This window comes from Micromonospora sp. C97 (assembly GCF_018070385.1).
GTDB classification, from domain to species: Bacteria; Actinomycetota; Actinomycetes; order Mycobacteriales; family Micromonosporaceae; genus Micromonospora; species Micromonospora parva.
Genome location: NZ_JAGPXU010000034.1, coordinates 40,425 through 56,564, shown reverse-complemented (window position 1 = coordinate 56,564; position 16,140 = coordinate 40,425). Strand labels below are relative to the sequence as shown.

Here is a 16,140-nt window from a genome sequence, read left to right as displayed (position 1 = left end):
GCCGCCTGCCCGGCACCGTGGGTGCCGGAGCGGAGGCGGATTCTCACGTCCTGTACAGACCGCGGCGAAGTCTAAACCCTGCACCTGAGAACGCCGAATGCGGCACAGATCACGTTCACATCACGGCTGTTCGGCATCCAGCGAGAACAGATCGGGCACAGGTGGACTATCTACACCAAATGTACCATTCGGTGGTGTGCGCCCCAGATGCCGCCAGGCGGCCTCGGTCGCCACCCGCCCCCTGGGCGTACGCGCCAACAGCCCGGCCCGCACCAGGAACGGCTCGCAGACCTCTTCGACCGTGTCCGGCTGCTCCCCCACCGCCACCGCCAGGGTGGACAACCCGACCGGGCCACCCCGGAACGAGTCGACCAACGCGGTCAGCACCGCCCGGTCCAACCGGTCCAGGCCCAGCGCGTCCACGTCGTACACGATCAGGGCGGCGCGGGCCGTGTCGAGATCGACCACCCCGTCCGCGCGGACCTCGGCGTAGTCGCGGACCCGGCGCAGCAACCGGTTGGCGATCCGCGGCGTACCCCGGGACCGACCGGCGATCTCGGTCGCGCCCTCCGGGGTGATCGGCACCCCCAGGATCCGTGCCGAACGGTGCAGCAGCGTCTCCAGATCCGCCGGCGAGTAGAAGTCGAGGTGCGCGACGAAACCGAACCGGTCCCGCATCGGCCCGGTCAGCAGGCCCGACCGGGTCGTCGCGCCGACCAGGGTGAACGGCTCGACGTCCAGCGGGATCGCCGTCGCCCCCGGACCCTTGCCCACCACCACGTCGACCCGGAAGTCCTCCATCGCGCTGTACAGCAACTCCTCCGCCGGCCGCGCAATCCGGTGGATCTCGTCGATGAAGAGCACGTCGCCCTCGGCGAGGCTGGTCAGGATCGCCGCCAGATCACCCGACCGCTCGATCGCCGGACCGCTGGTCACCCGGATACCCGCGCCCAACTCGGCGGCGACGATATTGGCCAGACTCGTCTTACCCAATCCGGGCGGGCCGGAGAGCAGAATGTGGTCCGGCGGCGAACCCCGCCGCATGGCGCCCTGCAACAACAGGTCCAGCTGGTCGCGGACCCGGTCCTGGGCGATGAACTCGGCCAACCGCCTCGGCCGTACTGTGGCCTCCGCGTCCCGGTCGGCGTCGTTGACGTACGCCGAGACGAGCCCCTCGGTCTCGCTCATCGGGCCGTCTTCAATCGCGACTGCGGGGCTCGCAAACCCGGCTCACTCCTCGCGCTCATCGGGCCGTCTTCAATCGCGACTGCGGGGCTCGCAAACCCGGCTCACTCCTCGCGCTCATCGGGTCCGACCCAGCAGCCGGATGGCCTGCTTGAGCAGCACCGGCACCGGCGGGGTCTCACCCTCGATCGACTCCGCCACCGCGGCCACCGCCTGATCGGCCTGGCCGGCCGTCCAACCCAACCCCACCAGGGCCTGCCGGACCTGCTCCGGCCAACTGCCACGGGTCACCCCGGCCGACCCGTCGGCGCCGATCGGCACCGGGCCGATCCGGTCGCGCAGCTCCAGCACCAGGCGTTCCGCGCCCTTCTTGCCGATACCGGGCACCCGGGTCAGGGCGGCGGTGTCGGCGTTGGCGATCGCCTTGCGGACCGCGTCCGGGGTGTGCACCGCCAGCACCGCCTGGGCCAGTCGCGGGCCCACCCCACTGGCGGTCTGCAACAGCTCGAACAGCGACTTGGCGTCGTCGTCGGCGAAGCCGTACAGGGTCAGCGAGTCTTCCCGCACGATCAGGCTGGTGGCGAGCCGGGCGACCTGGCCGACCCGCAGCTCCGCGAGGGTCCCCGGGGCGCAGTGCACGGCGAGCCCGACCCCACCGACCTCGATCACGGCCTGGTCCGGACCCGTCGCGGTCACCGTGCCGCGCACGCTGGCGATCATCGTGCTCCTCCTCGTCGTGCCCGGTCGGCCGCGGCGGCCAGCTTGGAGCGGGTCCCGCCGCGCCACACGTGGCATATGGCCAGGGCCAGCGCATCGGCGGCGTCGGCCGGCTTCGGCGGCTCGGCCAACCGCAACAGCCGGGTCACCATGGCGGTCATCTGCGCCTTGTCGGCCTGACCGGACCCGGTCACGGCCGCCTTCACCTCGCTCGGGGTGTACGTCTGCACCGGCAGCCCGGCCCGCGCCCCGGCCAGCACGGCGATGCCGCTGGCCTGCGCGGTGCCCATCACCGTGCGGACGTTGTGCTGGCTGAACACCCGCTCGACGGCGACGCTCTCCGGTTGGTGCTCGGCCACCAACTCGGTCAGCGACCGGTCCAGGTGCAACAGGCGCAGCGCCAGGTCGTCGGCCGGGTCGGTGTAGACCACGTAGTAGGCGACCAGGGTGCAGGGCCGGCCGGGCACACCCTCGACCACACCCACCCCGCACCGGGTCAGACCCGGGTCGACACCGAGCACGCGCACGCCGCCCCCTCCCCAACCGTCAGCAGTACGTGTGTTCGACACCCTAACCGGCGCCCTTCCCACCAGCCCCACGGGACACGCCCCCCGCGCCCCACACCCCACGCCTCGCACCCCACGCCCGCCCGCACCCCGCACTCACGCCCCGGGCGTCCCACACCCACACCCACACCCACGCCTGCACCCCGCACTCACGCCGCCGCGAGCCCGCACCCCGCACCGCGCGCGCCACGCGCCACGCGCCACGCGCCACGCGCCACGCGCCACGCGCCACGCGCCAAGATCCGAGCAACCTCCCGGATGTCGCTGCCTCAGACGCTCCGGCGGCCGATCGGGCGCGAATCGCAACGTCGACGCCGGCAAGGTCACGCTCGATCCAGGATGTAGTGGCAACGGAACGCCGGGATGCCCACTACATCCTGGATATTGCGCGATCTTGCGCGGCGCGGCGCGGCGGCGGCGCAGCGCAGCGCAGGCGCAGGCGCAGCCTGGCGCGGAGCGGCGCAACCGGCCCGGCGCGGCGCAGCCTGGCGCAGCGCAGCGGCCCGGCGCGGCACGGCCCGGCACGGCACGGCCCGGCGCGGCACGGCCCGGCGCGGCGCGGCACGGCGCAGCCTGGCGCGGTGCGGCGCGACGAGGGCGGTGGGCGCGTGTGGGTCGGGAGGGGCGGGCGAGCCACACAGCTTCGGTGCGGAGTATGTGTCGCCGGCCCATGTGCCGGGGGGCACACAGCTCGTAACTTCTTGCGCCATGACGGCAGAACCCGTGGTGGTCCCCCACGTCGTACAGGTCGACCTCACCGGTCGGACCGCCCTGGTCACCGGGGGCGGCGGCGGCATCGGGCGGGCGTGTGCCCTGCGGCTCGGCGCGGCCGGCGCCACGGTGCTCGTGGTGGATCGCAACCTGGAGGCGGCGAAGGCGGTGGCCGCCGAGGCCGGGGGCCGGGCGGAGGGGGTCGACCTGTCCGACGCCGCGGCGGTGGACTCCCTCGACGCGGACGTGGACATCGTGGTGAACAACGCCGGGCTCCAGCACGTCGCGCCGTTGCAGGACTTCCCCGTCGAGCGCTTCGAGTACATCCAGCGCGTGATGGTGGAGGCGCCGTTCCTGCTGATCCGCCGGGCGCTGCCGCACATGTACGCCCAGGGCTGGGGGCGGGTCATCAACATCTCCTCGGTGCACGGGCTGCGGGCCTCGCCCTACAAGGCCGCGTACGTCTCGGCCAAGCACGCCCTCGAAGGGCTGTCGAAGGTGGTCGCGCTGGAGGGCGCCGCGCACGGGGTCACCGCCAACTGCATCAACCCGGCGTACGTGCGCACCGCCCTGGTGGAGAGCCAGATCGCCGATCAGGCGGCCAGTCACGGCATCGACGAGACCGAGGTGGTCGAGAAGATCATGCTGGCCCGGGCCGCGATCAAGCGGTTGATCGAGCCGGAGGAGGTGGCCGAACTGCTGGCGTACCTCTGCTCGCCGCCGGCGGCGTTCATCAGCGGAGCGTCGATCGCCCTCGACGGGGGCTGGACGGCCAACTAGTGGGGCTGAGCACAATGTCGACCATGTCATCGCCGGTGGAGTTCCTGGAGCTGCTCGCCCGAGAGGCCGCGGCCGTCGAGTTCGAGGGACCACTGGTGGCCGCGCGGGCGGCCGGGCTGCCGCCGGAGCGCCTGGCCGAGCTGGAGCAGGCCAGGGCTGTGGCGTTGCGGGTCCGCGCGCTGCTGGAGCGCCGCCGCCGCCGGGAGAGCGAGCTGTCCGGCCTGTACGACACGGTCAGCGACCTGGCCGGGCTGCGCGACCTGGACGACGTGTTGCGGGCGATCGTGCACCGGGCCCGTCACCTGCTCGGCGCGGACGTGGCGTACATGACGCTCAACGACGACGAACGTGGCGACACCTACATGCGGGTGACCGACGGGTCGGTCTCGGCCCGTTTCCAGCGGCTGCGCCTGCCGATGGGTGCCGGCCTCGGTGGCCTGGTGGCCCAGTCGGGCGCCCCGTACGTCACCGCGAACTACGGCGAGGACGCCCGCTTCCACCACACCGGCGAGATCGACGCGGGGGTGGGCGAGGAGGGTCTGGTGGCGATCCTCGGGGTGCCGCTGCGGCTCGGCTCCACCTCGATCGGGGTGCTCTACGCGGCCAACCGTTCGGCCCGGCCGTTCGTCCGGGAGGAGGTGACGCTGCTGGTGTCGCTGGCCGCGCACGCCGCGGTGGCGATCGACACCGCCCGGCTGCTGGCCGAGACCCGTTCGGCGTTGGCCGAGTTGTCGGCGGCGAACACCACCATCCGGGCGCACAGCAGCTCGGTGGAGCGGGCGGCGGCGGCCCACGACCGGATGACCGCGTTGGTGCTGCGCGGCGGTGGGGTGGAGGACGTGGCGGCGGCGGTGACCGAGGTGCTGGGCGGCGCGCTGCTGGCGTTGGACGCCGAGGGCCGCCTGCTGGCCCGGGTGGGTGAGATCGAGGAGCCGGACCGCGCGGACATCGTGGAGGCGGTGGCCGCGTCCCGGACCGAGGGGCGCAGCGTCCGCCGGGGCCCGCTCTGGTACGCCGCCGTGGTGGCCGGCGCGGAGAACCTGGGCGCCCTGGTGCTGCGCCCGGACGACGAGTTGGTCGACGCCGACCAGCGCATCCTGGAGCGGGCCGCGTTGGTGACCGCGCTGCTGCTGTTGTTCCGCCGGACGGTCGCGGAGGCGGAGGGGCGGGTGCGGGGCGAGCTGCTGGACGACCTGATCGCCCGCCCGCTGCGCGACACCGACGCGTTGCGCAGCCGGGCCCGTCGGCTCGGCGTGGACCTGGACGCGCCGCACGTGCTGGTGGCGGTGGGTGACGACGCGATCGCCGCGACCGGTTCGGCTCGGCAGCGGGTGCTCTCCTGGGCCACCACGTACGCCTCGGCGCGCGGCGGACTGGCGGCGGCCCGCGACGGCCGGGTGGTGCTGATGTTGCCGGGCTCGGACGCGGGCGGCAGTGCCCGCGCGGTGGCCCGGGACCTGTCCCGGGTGACCGGCCGCCCGGTGACCGCCGGGGCGAGCGGCCCGGCGAACACGCCGGCGGCGCTGGCGGTGACGTTTCAGGAGGCGGACCGGTGCCTGACGGCGTTGGGTGCGTTGGGCCGTGCCGGGCAGGGCGCGAGCACCGTGGAGTTGGGCTTCGTCGGGTTGTTGCTGGGCACTGTCGGTGACCGCGGTGAGAAGGACGTGACGGAGTTCCTCACCGCCACGGTCGGCCCGGTGCTCGACTACGACGCCCGCCGCGGCACGGCGCTGGTGAAGACGCTGGAGGCGTACTTCGGGGTGGGTGGCAGCCTGGCCCGGGCCGCCGAGCAACTGCACGTGCACGTCAACACGGTGACCCAGCGGTTGGAGCGGGTCGGGCAGTTGCTCGGCGTCGACTGGCAGCGCCCCGAGCGGGCGCTGGAGGTGCAGCTCGCGCTGCGTCTGCACCGCCTGCGCGCGCCGGCCGGCTGACCGCACCGCCGCGCCGCCGCGCCGCCCGGACCGCCGGGCCGCCGTGCCGCCGTGCCGACGGCATCGTGCCGTCAACGCCTGGTCAGCCGGCACCCGCTGACCGCCACCCGGCCGGCGGGCACCGGGGCCGCCGACGTCAGCGGGCCCGGATGCCCTCCAGCACCGCGTCGACGACCCGTTCGGGCAGGGTCTGCTCGTCCAGGTCCGGATTCCACTGCAGCACCCGCTGGATCAGCATCGGGCCGGTGAGCAGCGCCATCGTCACCTCGACGTCGATGTCGGCGCGGAGCGCGCCCTCGTCGATGCCGCGTCGCAGCACCTCGCGCATCAGCTTCCGCCGGGGCGCGATGATGTTCTGGTAGAGCTGGTACTGGTCCGCGCTGCGGTTCACGGCGGGCACCAGACAGGGCATGATCTTCGCCGCGCGTGGGTCGACGTTCTTGCCGATCGCGCCGACCAGCAGCACCAGGTCGTCGCGGACCGAGTGCCCGGCCGGCTGGGCCAGGACGCCCTTGAGTCGCCGCAACGCGTCCAGCAGCAACGCGTCCTTGCCGGCCCAGCGGCGGTAGATGGTGGCCTTGCCGACCCCGGCGCGGGCGGCGATCGCCTCGATCGAGAGCGCCTCGATGGTGCTGCCCTCGGCGAGCAGGTCGAGGGTCGCCTCGATGATCGCCTCGTCGGCGCGGATGCTCCGCGGTCGCCCGGGCGACCGCGGAGCATCAGCAGTGGACGTCATGTCCGCCATTCTTCCCGCACCTAGGCCGTGCCGGCCAATTCGGGCTCGGCGACCGGCGTCACCGGGGCGACGCTGGTCTCCTCCTTGCCCGGCATCCAGCGCAGCACCACGATGATCCCGAGCGCGGCGATCACCGCGGAGAGCCCGGCCGCCCAGTGCATGGCGGTGACGAAGGCGTCGTTGGCCGCCGAGATCAGCCCCGGCGCCGCCGGGCCGAGCTGGCCCGCCGCCGCGTACGCCCCGGAGATCGACTCGTTGGCCGCGTCCTGGGCCTGCGTGGGCAGGCCGGTCAGCGCGTCACCGATGTCGCTGCGGTAGACAGCGGAGAGCACCGAGCCGAGGACGGCAACGCCGAGCGCGCCGGCCACCTGGCGGATGGTGTTGCTGACCGCGGAGCCCACCCCGGCCTTCTCCCGGGGCAGCGCCGACATGATCGACTCGGTGGCCGGCGGCATGATGTTGGCCATCCCGGCGCCCTGGATGAGGAAGACGAGCAGCACGATCCAGATCGGGGTGGAGGCGCCGATGAAGACGAAGGCGCCGAGTGACACAGCGGTCAGCACCAACCCGACGGCGGCGACGGCCTTCCCGCCGTAGCGGCGGACCATCGTGGCGCTGCGCGGCGCGAAGACCAGCTGGGCGCCGGCGAAGGGCAGGAAGAGCAGACCGGTCTGCAACGGGCTGTAGTCACGCACGAGCTGCAGGTAGAACGATCCGAAGAACATCGAGCCCATCGCGGCGAAGAACACCAGGCCGACGATGGCGACCGGAGCGGCGAACCGGGGCACCTTGAACAGCCGGACGTCCAGCGACGGGTGGTCGCTGCGCCGCTCGTGCTGCACGAACCAGGCCAGCACCGCGACGCCGACCAGGATCGAGCCCCAGGCCAGCGGACGGCCGAAGCCGTGCTCGCCGCCGTCGATGATGCCGTAGGAGAGGGCGACCAGGCCGACCACGGAGAGCAGAACGCCGAGCACGTCGATGCGGCCCGGGCGCGGGTCACGCGACTCGGGGACGAGCAGCGCCACCAGCACCACGCCCGCGGCGACCACCGGCACGTTGATCAGGAAGACCGAACCCCACCAGAAGTGCTCCAGCAGCGCGCCGCCGAGGATCGGGCCGATCGCCACGGCGAGGCCGACAGCGCCGGCCCAGACCCCGATGGCCCGACCGCGCTCGCGCGGGTCGAAGACGTTGGAGATGATCGACAGTGTCACCGGCATGATGGCCGCGCCGCCGACCCCCATCAGGGCGCGGGCCGCGATGAGCTGTCCGGGGCTCTGGGCGTACGCGGAGAGCAGCGAAGCCAGGCCGAACACCAGCAGACCGATCATCAGGAAGCGCTTGCGGCCGGCGCGGTCGCCGAGCACGCCGAAGGTGAACAGCAGCCCGGCGAAGACCAGGGTGTAGGAGTTGATGGACCACTCCAGCTCGCCCTGGCTGGCACCGAGGCCGTGCACCGGGTCGGCCAGGGTGCGCAGGGCGACGTTGAGGATCGTGTTGTCGAGGACGACCACGAGGAGGCTGATCACCAGCACCCCCAGGATCGCCCACCGCCTCGGGTGTCCCGTGTTGTTCTGCAGTTCCATTCCCGGCTTTCCCCCCACGCTGGTCACCCGCGACGAAATACGATACGGGTCAGACTCGTAACGCGAGTCAGCCTACGACGCGCATTAACGATACGGGACCGATCCGTATCGTATGTGGTGGGCGTCACGTCCCGGCGCGACAGCCAGGCAGGCGGCGACGGCGTCCGCCAACGTGCCGAGCCGCACGGCCGGCTTGCCGAGCGGCTCGATCCAGCCCGGCCCCGCGCCGTACACCCGAAGGCGTGGGAAGTCCCGGGCGAAGCGCAGCAGGCGGTACGCGCGGCCGGTGAGCGGCGTCTGCGACCAGAGCACGACGGTGCGGGGTCGGGCCCGGTGCACCGCACTGGCCAGCGCGCCCCAGGGCAGCGCGGGGCCGAGATTCAGACAGCCGCGACCCTGCTCGCGCAGCGCGGCGGCGAGGGCGTGCAGCCCGAGGCAGTGCGCCTCCTGCTCGGCGCCGGCCAGCAACACCCCGCCCGCGGGCAGGGACCGGCCGGGCTCCCGGCGGTACACGTCCATCCCGACCCGGACACCCTCGCTCAGGGCGTGCTCGACGGCGATCTCGGCGGCGGTCCGCCCCGGCATCCGGGCCAGCAGCGGCCCGCAGACCTGCTCCCAGAGCGCCTCGACGCCCCACGCGTGCGCCATCTCCAGCAGCACAGTGGCGACACGGTTACTGTCCAGGTCCTCAGCCGCCAGACAGACGCGCTTGTACGCGACCTCCACGGCATCCGCCGGCATCGAAGCGCTCAGCACCACACGTACCCCCGGGTAGACGTTTCCTACCCGATGGTTCGCTGAAACGGCGCGCGGTGGATGCGCTGTCGTGGGATTCGCCGGCGACGGGCATCCGGCCGGAGGGATATCGGCCGCGTCGCCCCGCGACGGCGGCACGGCGAGGCCGGTCACCAGGCCGGTCCCCCCGGACCACCTGCTTGACCTGCCCTCGTACGTTGATGATCCACACAGCTCAGCGGAAGGTCCTCACCCCATGCCTGTCGGCTTCACCATGGCGATCGTCTTCGCCGTCGCCCTGGCGGTCAGCGCCGTCGTCGCCCTCGTCGCTTCGGCCAAGCCGCTGAAGCGGACGGCCGCCCTCGCGGCGCTCGGCCTTCTCGCCCTCACCCTGGTGGTCGGCATCGCCTCCAGCGCCCACTCGGTGCCCATCCGCTCGGTCGGCATCGTCACCAGCTTCGGCAAGCCCACCGGCGAGGTGACCGGATCGGGCCTGAAGTGGGTGGCGCCCTGGCAGAAGGTCGGCGAGTGGGACGCGGGCCGGCAGAAGTACGACCACATCGGCGGCAACAACTGCGTACGCGTGCGCACCGGCACCCTCGCCGACGCCTGCGTCGAGGTGCTCGTCGAATGGCAGGTCAAGCCGGAGAACGCGCCGAAGCAGTTCATGGACTACAAGGGCGACTTCGGCAGCTTCCGCGGTCAGCGGGTGGGAGTGCAGCTCGACAGCGCGGTGAACGACGCCTTCGCCGCGTACAACCCGCTGGAGAAGATCGACGCCCAGACCGGTGACCTCAACGTCGACCTGAAGCCGTTCGCCGCGAACATCAAGACCAGCGCGGAGACCCGCCTCGCCAGCGACGTGGACATCCTCTCGGTGACCATCACCCGGGTCAACCACGACGACAAGACCGAGGGCAACATCAAGGCGTTCCAGGACAAGCTGGCCCAGACCCGCAACCTGGAGCAGGACCGCAAGAACGCCGAGATCTCCAAGCAGATCACCGAGACCAACGCGAAGGTGGACAAGGTGACCCGCTGCCTGGAGATCGCGGAGAAGAACGGCGCGAACCCGGGCCTGTGCATCAACCCGGGCATCGTCACCGGCAAGTGACAGCGGGGCCGGCCCACCCGTGGCGGGTGGCCGGCCCCGGTTCGCGGCTGGTCGCTCGCCGACTAGGCGAAGCTGAACAGCGGCGGAAACACCAGCACCACGATCCAGGCCCACGCCGCGTACACCGGCAGGTAACCGGTCTGCCACCGTTCGAGCGCCGCGAACGGCGTACGCCGGCGGATGAAGGTCAGCAGGAGCCACGCCGACCACGCGAGGTTGACCAGCAGGATCACGTTCTCTCCGAGCGCCGCCGCCCGGTTGGGCGTGCCGCCGTAGTCGTCGGTGATGCGCCCGGTGATCTCTATCAGCACCAGCACGTCGATGGCCAACGCGCTGACCACGAGCGCGAGTTGGAGTTTGTCGAACGGGCCGGGCGGGGCCGACGGATCGCGGGCCGACAGTGAGTAGAGCAGCAGCCCCAGCACCACGACCAGCAGGAGGTCGAAGAGGAGCAGCGCCTCACGCTCGACGTCGATGCCGTGGCTGGTCCAGACGACAGCGACGAGGAAGGCGAGCAGGGCGGCAGTGAAGAGCGGGGTGAACAACCGGGTGAGCACCGGCGCGATGTTCTCGACGACGCTCTGCTTGGCCTCGACGAGCCACCCGGCCACCACGACGGCGGCCGCGGCGCCACCGGGCAGCAGCCACTGCGAGACGAACTCCTGCGGGACGATGCCGATGGCCGCGAAGGTGTTGAACAGGAACGCGGCGAGCACGCCGCCGCCGAGCGCCATCAGCACCAGGTAGATGAACCACTCGCCGGTGAACCGGATGAAGTCCATGCGCCGACGCGACGAGCGCCAGTCGTCGGCGACGTAGGCCAGGCCGACCACCAGCCACAGGGCGATGGGAAGGTGGACGCTGGTGACGACCACTGACTGCGAGTCGTCCGCCAGGGGGTAGGCGTTGGCCGCCACCGCGCCGAGAGCGAAGAGGACCGCGAGTGCCGCGATCACCGGCCGTCGGGCGCTGCGACGCCAGGCCAGGTACGCCGCCAGCCAGGGCAACGCGAACAGTGTGAAGTTCCGCGCGTAGAACGCGCCGTCCTCGCCGAAGCTCAGCCCGAACAGCACCGGCACCTTGACCGACACCAGCGCGCCCGCCGCGCAGGCGAGCATCACCCACAGGTCCCGCCGGGCGCGGGGGCCGTCGGCCGGGCCGGCGGAGTCGCCGGTCAGCACCAACTGCTTCCACAACCGTTCCGAGTGTTCCCGGGCGAACTCGCGGGAGAGTTCGTCGAGGCTGCCCATCCGTTTCACCGCGACCAGAAACGCCTCGTCGGGGCTCAGGCCGGCGGCGACGAGTTCGTCCACGGAGCCGCGCAGGTGGTCTTCCAACTCGTCGGCGTCCACCGCCTGCAACTCCCGGCGGCGGAGCACGTACTGGCGCCACAGGGCGAACTGCGCTTCCAACTCCTGCGGGCCGTCGGGTGCCGTCATGCCAGGCCCCCCAACGGGGGCACCGTCAGCGGCGCGCGGTCCTGCCAGATCTCCTTGAGCGCGCCCACCACCGTGTCCCACTGCCGGCGCTGCTCGGCCAGCTCGGCCAGGCCGCTGTCGGTGATGCGGTAGTACTTGCGCTTGCGCTCACCGGCGACCGACTGCCAGCTCGACTCCAGATAGGAGAGGCGCTCAAGTCGGTGCAGCAACGGATACAGCAGCCCTTCGGTCCAGTCCAGCTCACCCCCGGACAGCTCGTTGATCCGCCGGAGGATGGCGTAGCCGTAGCTCTCGCCCTCGGCCAGGATGCCGAGCACCATCGGGGTCGCCGAGGCGGCGACCAGGTCCTTGGCGACCTTCATGAAACCTCCCGCCCCAAACCTAGAAGTACGATGCATAGTACTGCTAGGTATAGCGCCTGACGCAACCTCAGCGCCGGCGCGGACTTCCGACCAGTCGCACGACTCTCGTCACCGCGGTCGCCGGGTCGGCCCCGGGCACCTGGCCACCACCGCCTCCCGTGGAAAATCAGTCGAATCCCGATGGTCGGGTCACCACAATGGCCGGTGTGCCGGAGGTCAAGGTGGTCGTAGCCCATCAGGAACGCGCCACCCTGCGCATCGGCGACGTGTTCCTGAAGATCGATGCTGATTCGGGGCGCACCGACGTCGAGGTCGAGGCGATGGCCATCGCGCCGGTCCCGACTCCCGAGGTCCTCTGGCGCCAGCCGCCAGTGCTCGCGCTCGCCGCCCTGCCCGGTACGGCACTCGGCCGCCTCGGCGAGCCGTCGACCGCGTCGTCGGCGGCGTGGACCGCAGTGGGCGCCGCCGTTCGGAAGCTGCACGACGCGCCACTACCGCCGTGGCCCGGTCGCGACCGCGCCGAGTTGACATCACAGCTCGACGCCGAGTGCGAGTGGCTCGTCCGCGACCGCGTCCTCCCCACCGACCTGGTCGCCCGCAACCGCCAGGTCGCCGAGGCGGCGCTCCGACCGTGGACCCCGGTGTTCACGCACGGCGACCTGCAGATCACCCACGTGTTCGTCGACGGCGACGAGATCACCGGTGTGATCGACTGGTCCGAGGCGGGCCGGGGCGACGCCCTCTTCGACCTCGCCACCCTGACGCTCGGGCACGAGGAACGCCTCGCCGACGTCCTCGCCGGCTACCGCGCCGACGTCGACCTCGACGTCATCCGCGGCTGGTGGTCAGCGCGCAGCCTGCTGGCGATCCGCTGGCTCGTCGCGCACGGCTTCGACCCGTTCGCACCAGGCTGCGAGGTCGACGTCCTGAAATCCCGGCTGTGACCGGCGTCAGCTGAGGGTGACCACCCAGCGGGCGCCCTCGCCCCGGGCCAGCCGGTCGAACGCCGTGGGCGCCTCGTCCAACGGAATCGTGCCGCTGACCAGCACCCCCAGATCCAGTGCGCCGTCGGCCAGCTCGGCAGCCAGCATCGGCACCTCCCGATCCGGGTCGGACGATCCGTACACCGAGGAGCGCAGCGTGCGCGCCGAGTGGAAGATGTCCAGCGCGCCGAGGCTGACCATGTCGTCCTTCGCGCCCATCCCGACCACTGTCACCGCTCCGCCGCGCCGGGTGAGCCGCCAGGCGGCACGGATGGTGGCCGCCCGGCCGACGCACTCGAAGGCGTGGTCGACGCCACGGCTCTCGGTGCGCGCCCGTACCTCCTTGGAGAGCCGATCGTCGGAGAGCAGGAAGTCGGTGGCCCCGGCGGCCAGCGCCAGATCCCGCTTCGCCTCCGCGACGTCGACGGCCAGGATCGTGGTGGCACCGGCCCGGCGGGCCGCGCTGAGCACGGCGAGCCCGACGCCACCGAGCCCGACGACCGCCACCGACTCGCCGGGCGTCACCCGGGCGGTGTTCCGGACCGCACCCACGCCGGTGAGCACCGCGCAGCCGAGCAGTGCGGCCTGTTCGGGTGGCAGCCCGGCCGGGATCGGGATGACGGCACGCTCGGGTACCACCACCGCCTCGGCGAGAGCGCCGAGGCCGAGGGTCAGGTGCAGCGGGACCCCGTCGTCGGTCTCGCCACGCGCCACCGTCGGGGCCGTGGTGGCGGCGCAGAGCCACGGCTCGCCGCGCCGACACCACCAGCAGGCCCGGCACGCCGGTGCCCAGTTGAGCACCACCGGGGTGCCGACGGCCACCTGCACGCCCGGCCCGGTCTCGGCCACCACACCGGTCGCCTCGTGCCCGAGCACCAGCGGGAACCTCGCCGCGAGGGTGCCGTTGACCATGGACAGGTCGGAGTGGCAGACACCGGCCGCCGTGATCGTCACCCGCACCTCGCCGGGGCCGGGCGCGGGCAGGCGTACCCGCTCGACCCGCAGCTCGGCACCCGACCCGCGCGCGACCAGCGCGCGAACCGTGACCGGCGCGGACGCCGCTTCGGTGCCGCCGCCCGGCGCGGCCGGGGACAGCTCGCCGCCGGTCATCGCTGGATCGCCTTCAGCTCGCAGAACTCGGCCAGCCCGTGCACGCCCAACTCCCGGCCCAGGCCGGACTGCTTGTAGCCACCGAACGGGGCGAGCGGGTTGAACGGGGCACCGTTGATGTCGACGGCGCCGGTGCGCAGTCGCCGGGCCACCGCCAGCGCCGCGTCCGTGTCAGCGGACCAGACCGCGCCGGCCAGCCCGTACTTCGAGTTGTTGGCGATGGCGACCGCCTCGTCGGTGTCGGCGAACGGGATGACGGCGAGCACCGGCCCGAAGACCTCCTCCTGGGCGAGCGCGCTGTCGGGGTGCACGTCGGTGAAGACGGTGGGGGCGACGAAGTGCCCCCGGGCCGGCACCGGCGCGTCCGGTCCACCGGCGACCAGCCGGGCGCCGTCGGCGACGGCCCGGTCGATGTGGCCGCGCACCCGCTGCGCCTGGGCGGCGGAGACCAACGGGCCGAGCCGGGTCGCCGGGTCGAACGGGTCACCGAGCCGGTAGCCGGCCACCGCCGTGGCGATCAGGTGGAGGGCTTCGTCGTACCGGTCGCGGTGCACCAGCATCCTGGTCCACGCGGTGCAGGTCTGACCCGAGTTGAGCAGGGCGTTGCCGACGCCCACCTTGACGGCGGTGGCCAGGTCGGCGTCCGGGAGGATCACGTTGGCGGACTTGCCGCCCAGCTCCAGCGCGACCCGGGCGATCCGGTCGGCGGCGAGCCGCATGATCCGCGCGCCGGTGGCGGTGGAGCCGGTGAACGAGACCAGGTCGACGTCGGGGTGCCCGGCGAGAGCTTCGCCGACCACCGGCCCGGTGCCGCTGACCAGGTTCAGCACCCCCGGCGGCAGACCGGCCTCGGTGACCGCGTCGAAGAGCAGGTACGCGGTCAACGGGGTCAGCTCGCTGGGCTTGAGCACCACAGTGCAACCGGCGGCCAGGGCCGGGGCGAGCTTCGCCATCACCTGGTGCAGCGGGTAGTTCCACGGCGTGATCGCGCCGACCACGCCGATCGGCTCGCGGACGACGAGGGAGTTGCCGATGTGCTCCTCGACCGGCTCCCGGGCGGCGAGCGCCACATGGTCGCGCAGCACTGTCAATGGGAGCCCGACCTGCACCCGGGTGGCGAGCTTGAGCGGCGCGCCCAGCTCCCCGGCGATGGTGTGGGCGAGATCGTCGGCCCGGGCGGCGAGCGCCGTGTGCAGCCGGTCGAGGTGAGCGGAGCGCTGCGCGGGGGCGGCGGCCGACCAGCCGGGAAACGCAGCGCGGGCCGCGGCCACGGCGCGGTCCACGTCGGCCGGGGTGCCGGCCGGCACCTGCCCGATCAGCTCCCCGGTGCTCGGGTTCTCCACGTCGATCAGGTCGGTGCCGGCGGGCGACGTCCACTCCCCGTCGACGTGCAGGTGGCGCCGCAGGCGCAGGGGGTCGGGCAACTGCGACGGCGGGGCGGCGGCGAGGTCCATGTCGTCCCTTCGAGGGTGGGCGATGGGCGATGAAACTAGCGCTGGGAGTTTGGACGCTACCCGGTGGGCCCGGCGGACTCCACCGGGTCGACGGTGCGGGCGTACTCGGCGGCCAGCCCGTGCAGCAGGGAGTCCAGGCCCAGGGCGAAGGCGCCCTCGTCGACGCTCTGCTGATGCTCGGCGAGCCGGTGCGCCTGGCGCAGGTGCGGGTAGTGCGCCGCGTACAACTCCGGGTCCTCGACGAAACCGCGGGCGAACGAGCCGAGCGCCGACCCGGCCACGAAGTAGCGCAACGCCGCGCCGATGTGGGTGGCGCGGGCCGGCGGCCAGCCGGCCCGGACCAGCCCGCCGTAGACCGCGTCGGCCATCGCGAGGGCGGCCGGTCGACGACCCGGCCCCTGCGCGAGGTACGGCACGATGTTCGGGTGCGCGGTGAGCGCCCGCCGGTACGACCAGGCCCAGTCCCGCAGCGCGGTGACCCAGTCCCGGCTGGCGAAGCCGCTGGTGTCGACAGCACCGGTGACCGTGTCGGCGACCGCGTCGAGGATCTCGTCCTTGGTGGCGAAGTGGTTGTAGAGCGACGGCCCGCGGACGCCCAGTTCGGCGGCGAGCCGGCGGGTGGAGAAGGCGGGCAGGCCCTCGGCGTCGATGAGCGCGGTGGCGCTCTCGACGATCAGCTGCCGGGTGAGCCGGGGCTGGCGGGGTCGGGGCACTGCGCTCCTTGA

The 16,140-nt window shown here is 72.7% G+C and carries 15 protein-coding genes; 4 read left to right on the top strand and 11 right to left on the bottom strand.

The genetic code is table 11. The features are described 5' to 3' along the window. Positions 1-120: 120 nt before the first annotated feature. From ruvB to ruvC, 3 genes are all read right to left on the bottom strand, one after another. Positions 121-1,188: a Holliday junction branch migration DNA helicase RuvB gene (gene ruvB, locus KBX26_RS29095; RefSeq protein ID WP_030336964.1), complete on the bottom strand. Its 1,068-nt coding sequence runs from the start codon at positions 1,186-1,188 to the stop codon at positions 121-123. A 114-nt stretch (positions 1,189-1,302) separates the two neighbouring features. After that, a complete protein-coding gene (gene ruvA, locus KBX26_RS29090; protein WP_030336961.1) occupies positions 1,303-1,905 on the bottom strand; it encodes a Holliday junction branch migration protein RuvA in 603 nt (200 codons plus the stop codon). Beyond that, complete coding sequence (ruvC, locus tag KBX26_RS29085; protein ID WP_030336959.1) at positions 1,902-2,429, bottom strand: crossover junction endodeoxyribonuclease RuvC; 528 nt, start codon at positions 2,427-2,429, stop codon at positions 1,902-1,904. The genes ruvA and ruvC overlap by 4 nt, the downstream gene beginning before the upstream one ends. Before the next feature lie 747 nt (positions 2,430-3,176). Here ruvC and KBX26_RS29080 point away from each other — a divergent pair. Both KBX26_RS29080 and KBX26_RS29075 read left to right on the top strand, forming a co-directional pair. Continuing rightward, on the top strand, positions 3,177-3,959 hold the full coding sequence (locus KBX26_RS29080; protein ID WP_030336958.1) for a 3-hydroxybutyrate dehydrogenase: 783 nt from the start codon (positions 3,177-3,179) through the stop codon (positions 3,957-3,959). Positions 3,960-3,973: 14 nt separating this feature from the next. Next, positions 3,974-5,893, top strand: coding sequence for a helix-turn-helix domain-containing protein (locus KBX26_RS29075; protein WP_030336956.1), 1,920 nt, complete (start codon positions 3,974-3,976; stop codon positions 5,891-5,893). A gap of 136 nt (positions 5,894-6,029) precedes the next feature. On the opposite strand, the gene KBX26_RS29070 is transcribed toward KBX26_RS29075, so the two are convergent. The 3 genes from KBX26_RS29070 to KBX26_RS29060 form a co-directional block, all read right to left on the bottom strand. Next, positions 6,030-6,638, bottom strand: coding sequence for a TetR/AcrR family transcriptional regulator (locus KBX26_RS29070; protein ID WP_030336954.1), 609 nt, complete (start codon positions 6,636-6,638; stop codon positions 6,030-6,032). An 11-nt stretch (positions 6,639-6,649) separates the two neighbouring features. Continuing rightward, the gene (locus KBX26_RS29065) at positions 6,650-8,218 is read right to left on the bottom strand and encodes an MFS transporter (protein WP_030336952.1); all 1,569 of its coding nucleotides are present in this window, start codon (positions 8,216-8,218) and stop codon (positions 6,650-6,652) included. 84 nt (positions 8,219-8,302) lie between these two features. Then, positions 8,303-8,974 carry a transcriptional regulator gene (locus KBX26_RS29060; protein WP_307857933.1) on the bottom strand — a complete coding sequence of 224 codons (672 nt, stop codon included), beginning with the start codon at positions 8,972-8,974 and terminating at the stop codon, positions 8,303-8,305. Positions 8,975-9,209: 235 nt separating this feature from the next. Between KBX26_RS29060 and KBX26_RS29055 the strand changes: the two genes are divergently transcribed. Beyond that, the gene (locus KBX26_RS29055; protein ID WP_030336949.1) at positions 9,210-10,067 is read left to right on the top strand and encodes an SPFH domain-containing protein; all 858 of its coding nucleotides are present in this window, start codon (positions 9,210-9,212) and stop codon (positions 10,065-10,067) included. 62 nt (positions 10,068-10,129) lie between these two features. Here the strand turns inward: KBX26_RS29055 and KBX26_RS29050 are convergent, their stop codons facing one another. Next, positions 10,130-11,506, bottom strand: coding sequence for a permease prefix domain 1-containing protein (locus tag KBX26_RS29050; RefSeq protein WP_210866851.1), 1,377 nt, complete (start codon positions 11,504-11,506; stop codon positions 10,130-10,132). After that, complete coding sequence (locus KBX26_RS29045) at positions 11,503-11,868, bottom strand: PadR family transcriptional regulator (protein ID WP_030336945.1); 366 nt, start codon at positions 11,866-11,868, stop codon at positions 11,503-11,505. Before KBX26_RS29045 ends, KBX26_RS29050 begins: the two co-directional genes overlap by 4 nt. 197 nt (positions 11,869-12,065) lie before the next feature. Between KBX26_RS29045 and KBX26_RS29040 the strand changes: the two genes are divergently transcribed. Beyond that, entirely contained in the window at positions 12,066-12,812 is a 747-nt protein-coding gene (locus tag KBX26_RS29040) for a phosphotransferase family protein (protein ID WP_210866850.1), read from the top strand. A gap of 6 nt (positions 12,813-12,818) precedes the next feature. Here the strand turns inward: KBX26_RS29040 and KBX26_RS29035 are convergent, their stop codons facing one another. The 3 genes from KBX26_RS29035 to KBX26_RS29025 are packed head-to-tail and all read right to left on the bottom strand — an operon-like array spanning position 12,819 to position 16,128. Further along, the gene (locus KBX26_RS29035) at positions 12,819-13,961 is read right to left on the bottom strand and encodes an alcohol dehydrogenase catalytic domain-containing protein (protein WP_081884075.1); all 1,143 of its coding nucleotides are present in this window, start codon (positions 13,959-13,961) and stop codon (positions 12,819-12,821) included. After that, positions 13,958-15,415 carry an aldehyde dehydrogenase family protein gene (locus tag KBX26_RS29030; protein ID WP_210866849.1) on the bottom strand — a complete coding sequence of 486 codons (1,458 nt, stop codon included), beginning with the start codon at positions 15,413-15,415 and terminating at the stop codon, positions 13,958-13,960. The genes KBX26_RS29035 and KBX26_RS29030 overlap by 4 nt, the downstream gene beginning before the upstream one ends. A gap of 56 nt (positions 15,416-15,471) precedes the next feature. After that, a complete protein-coding gene (locus KBX26_RS29025; protein WP_210866848.1) occupies positions 15,472-16,128 on the bottom strand; it encodes a TetR/AcrR family transcriptional regulator C-terminal domain-containing protein in 657 nt (218 codons plus the stop codon). Positions 16,129-16,140 lie beyond the last annotated feature (12 nt).

Bases quoted from the DNA above. Each gene is read 5' to 3' on its own strand.
- KBX26_RS29075 (WP_030336956.1), top strand. From the start codon at position 3,974: ATGTCGACCATGTCATCGCCGGTGGAGTTCCTGGAGCTGCTCGCCCGA.
- KBX26_RS29050 (WP_210866851.1), bottom strand. From the start codon at position 11,506: ATGACGGCACCCGACGGCCCGCAGGAGTTGGAAGCGCAGTTCGCCCTG.
- ruvA (WP_030336961.1), bottom strand. From the start codon at position 1,905: ATGATCGCCAGCGTGCGCGGCACGGTGACCGCGACGGGTCCGGACCAG.
- KBX26_RS29065 (WP_030336952.1), bottom strand. From the start codon at position 8,218: ATGGAACTGCAGAACAACACGGGACACCCGAGGCGGTGGGCGATCCTG.
- KBX26_RS29055 (WP_030336949.1), top strand. From the start codon at position 9,210: ATGCCTGTCGGCTTCACCATGGCGATCGTCTTCGCCGTCGCCCTGGCG.
- KBX26_RS29070 (WP_030336954.1), bottom strand. From the start codon at position 6,638: ATGGCGGACATGACGTCCACTGCTGATGCTCCGCGGTCGCCCGGGCGA.
- ruvB (WP_030336964.1), bottom strand. From the start codon at position 1,188: ATGAGCGAGACCGAGGGGCTCGTCTCGGCGTACGTCAACGACGCCGAC.
- KBX26_RS29080 (WP_030336958.1), top strand. From the start codon at position 3,177: ATGACGGCAGAACCCGTGGTGGTCCCCCACGTCGTACAGGTCGACCTC.
- KBX26_RS29045 (WP_030336945.1), bottom strand. From the start codon at position 11,868: ATGAAGGTCGCCAAGGACCTGGTCGCCGCCTCGGCGACCCCGATGGTG.
- KBX26_RS29040 (WP_210866850.1), top strand. From the start codon at position 12,066: ATGGCCGGTGTGCCGGAGGTCAAGGTGGTCGTAGCCCATCAGGAACGC.
- KBX26_RS29035 (WP_081884075.1), bottom strand. From the start codon at position 13,961: ATGACCGGCGGCGAGCTGTCCCCGGCCGCGCCGGGCGGCGGCACCGAA.
- KBX26_RS29030 (WP_210866849.1), bottom strand. From the start codon at position 15,415: ATGGACCTCGCCGCCGCCCCGCCGTCGCAGTTGCCCGACCCCCTGCGC.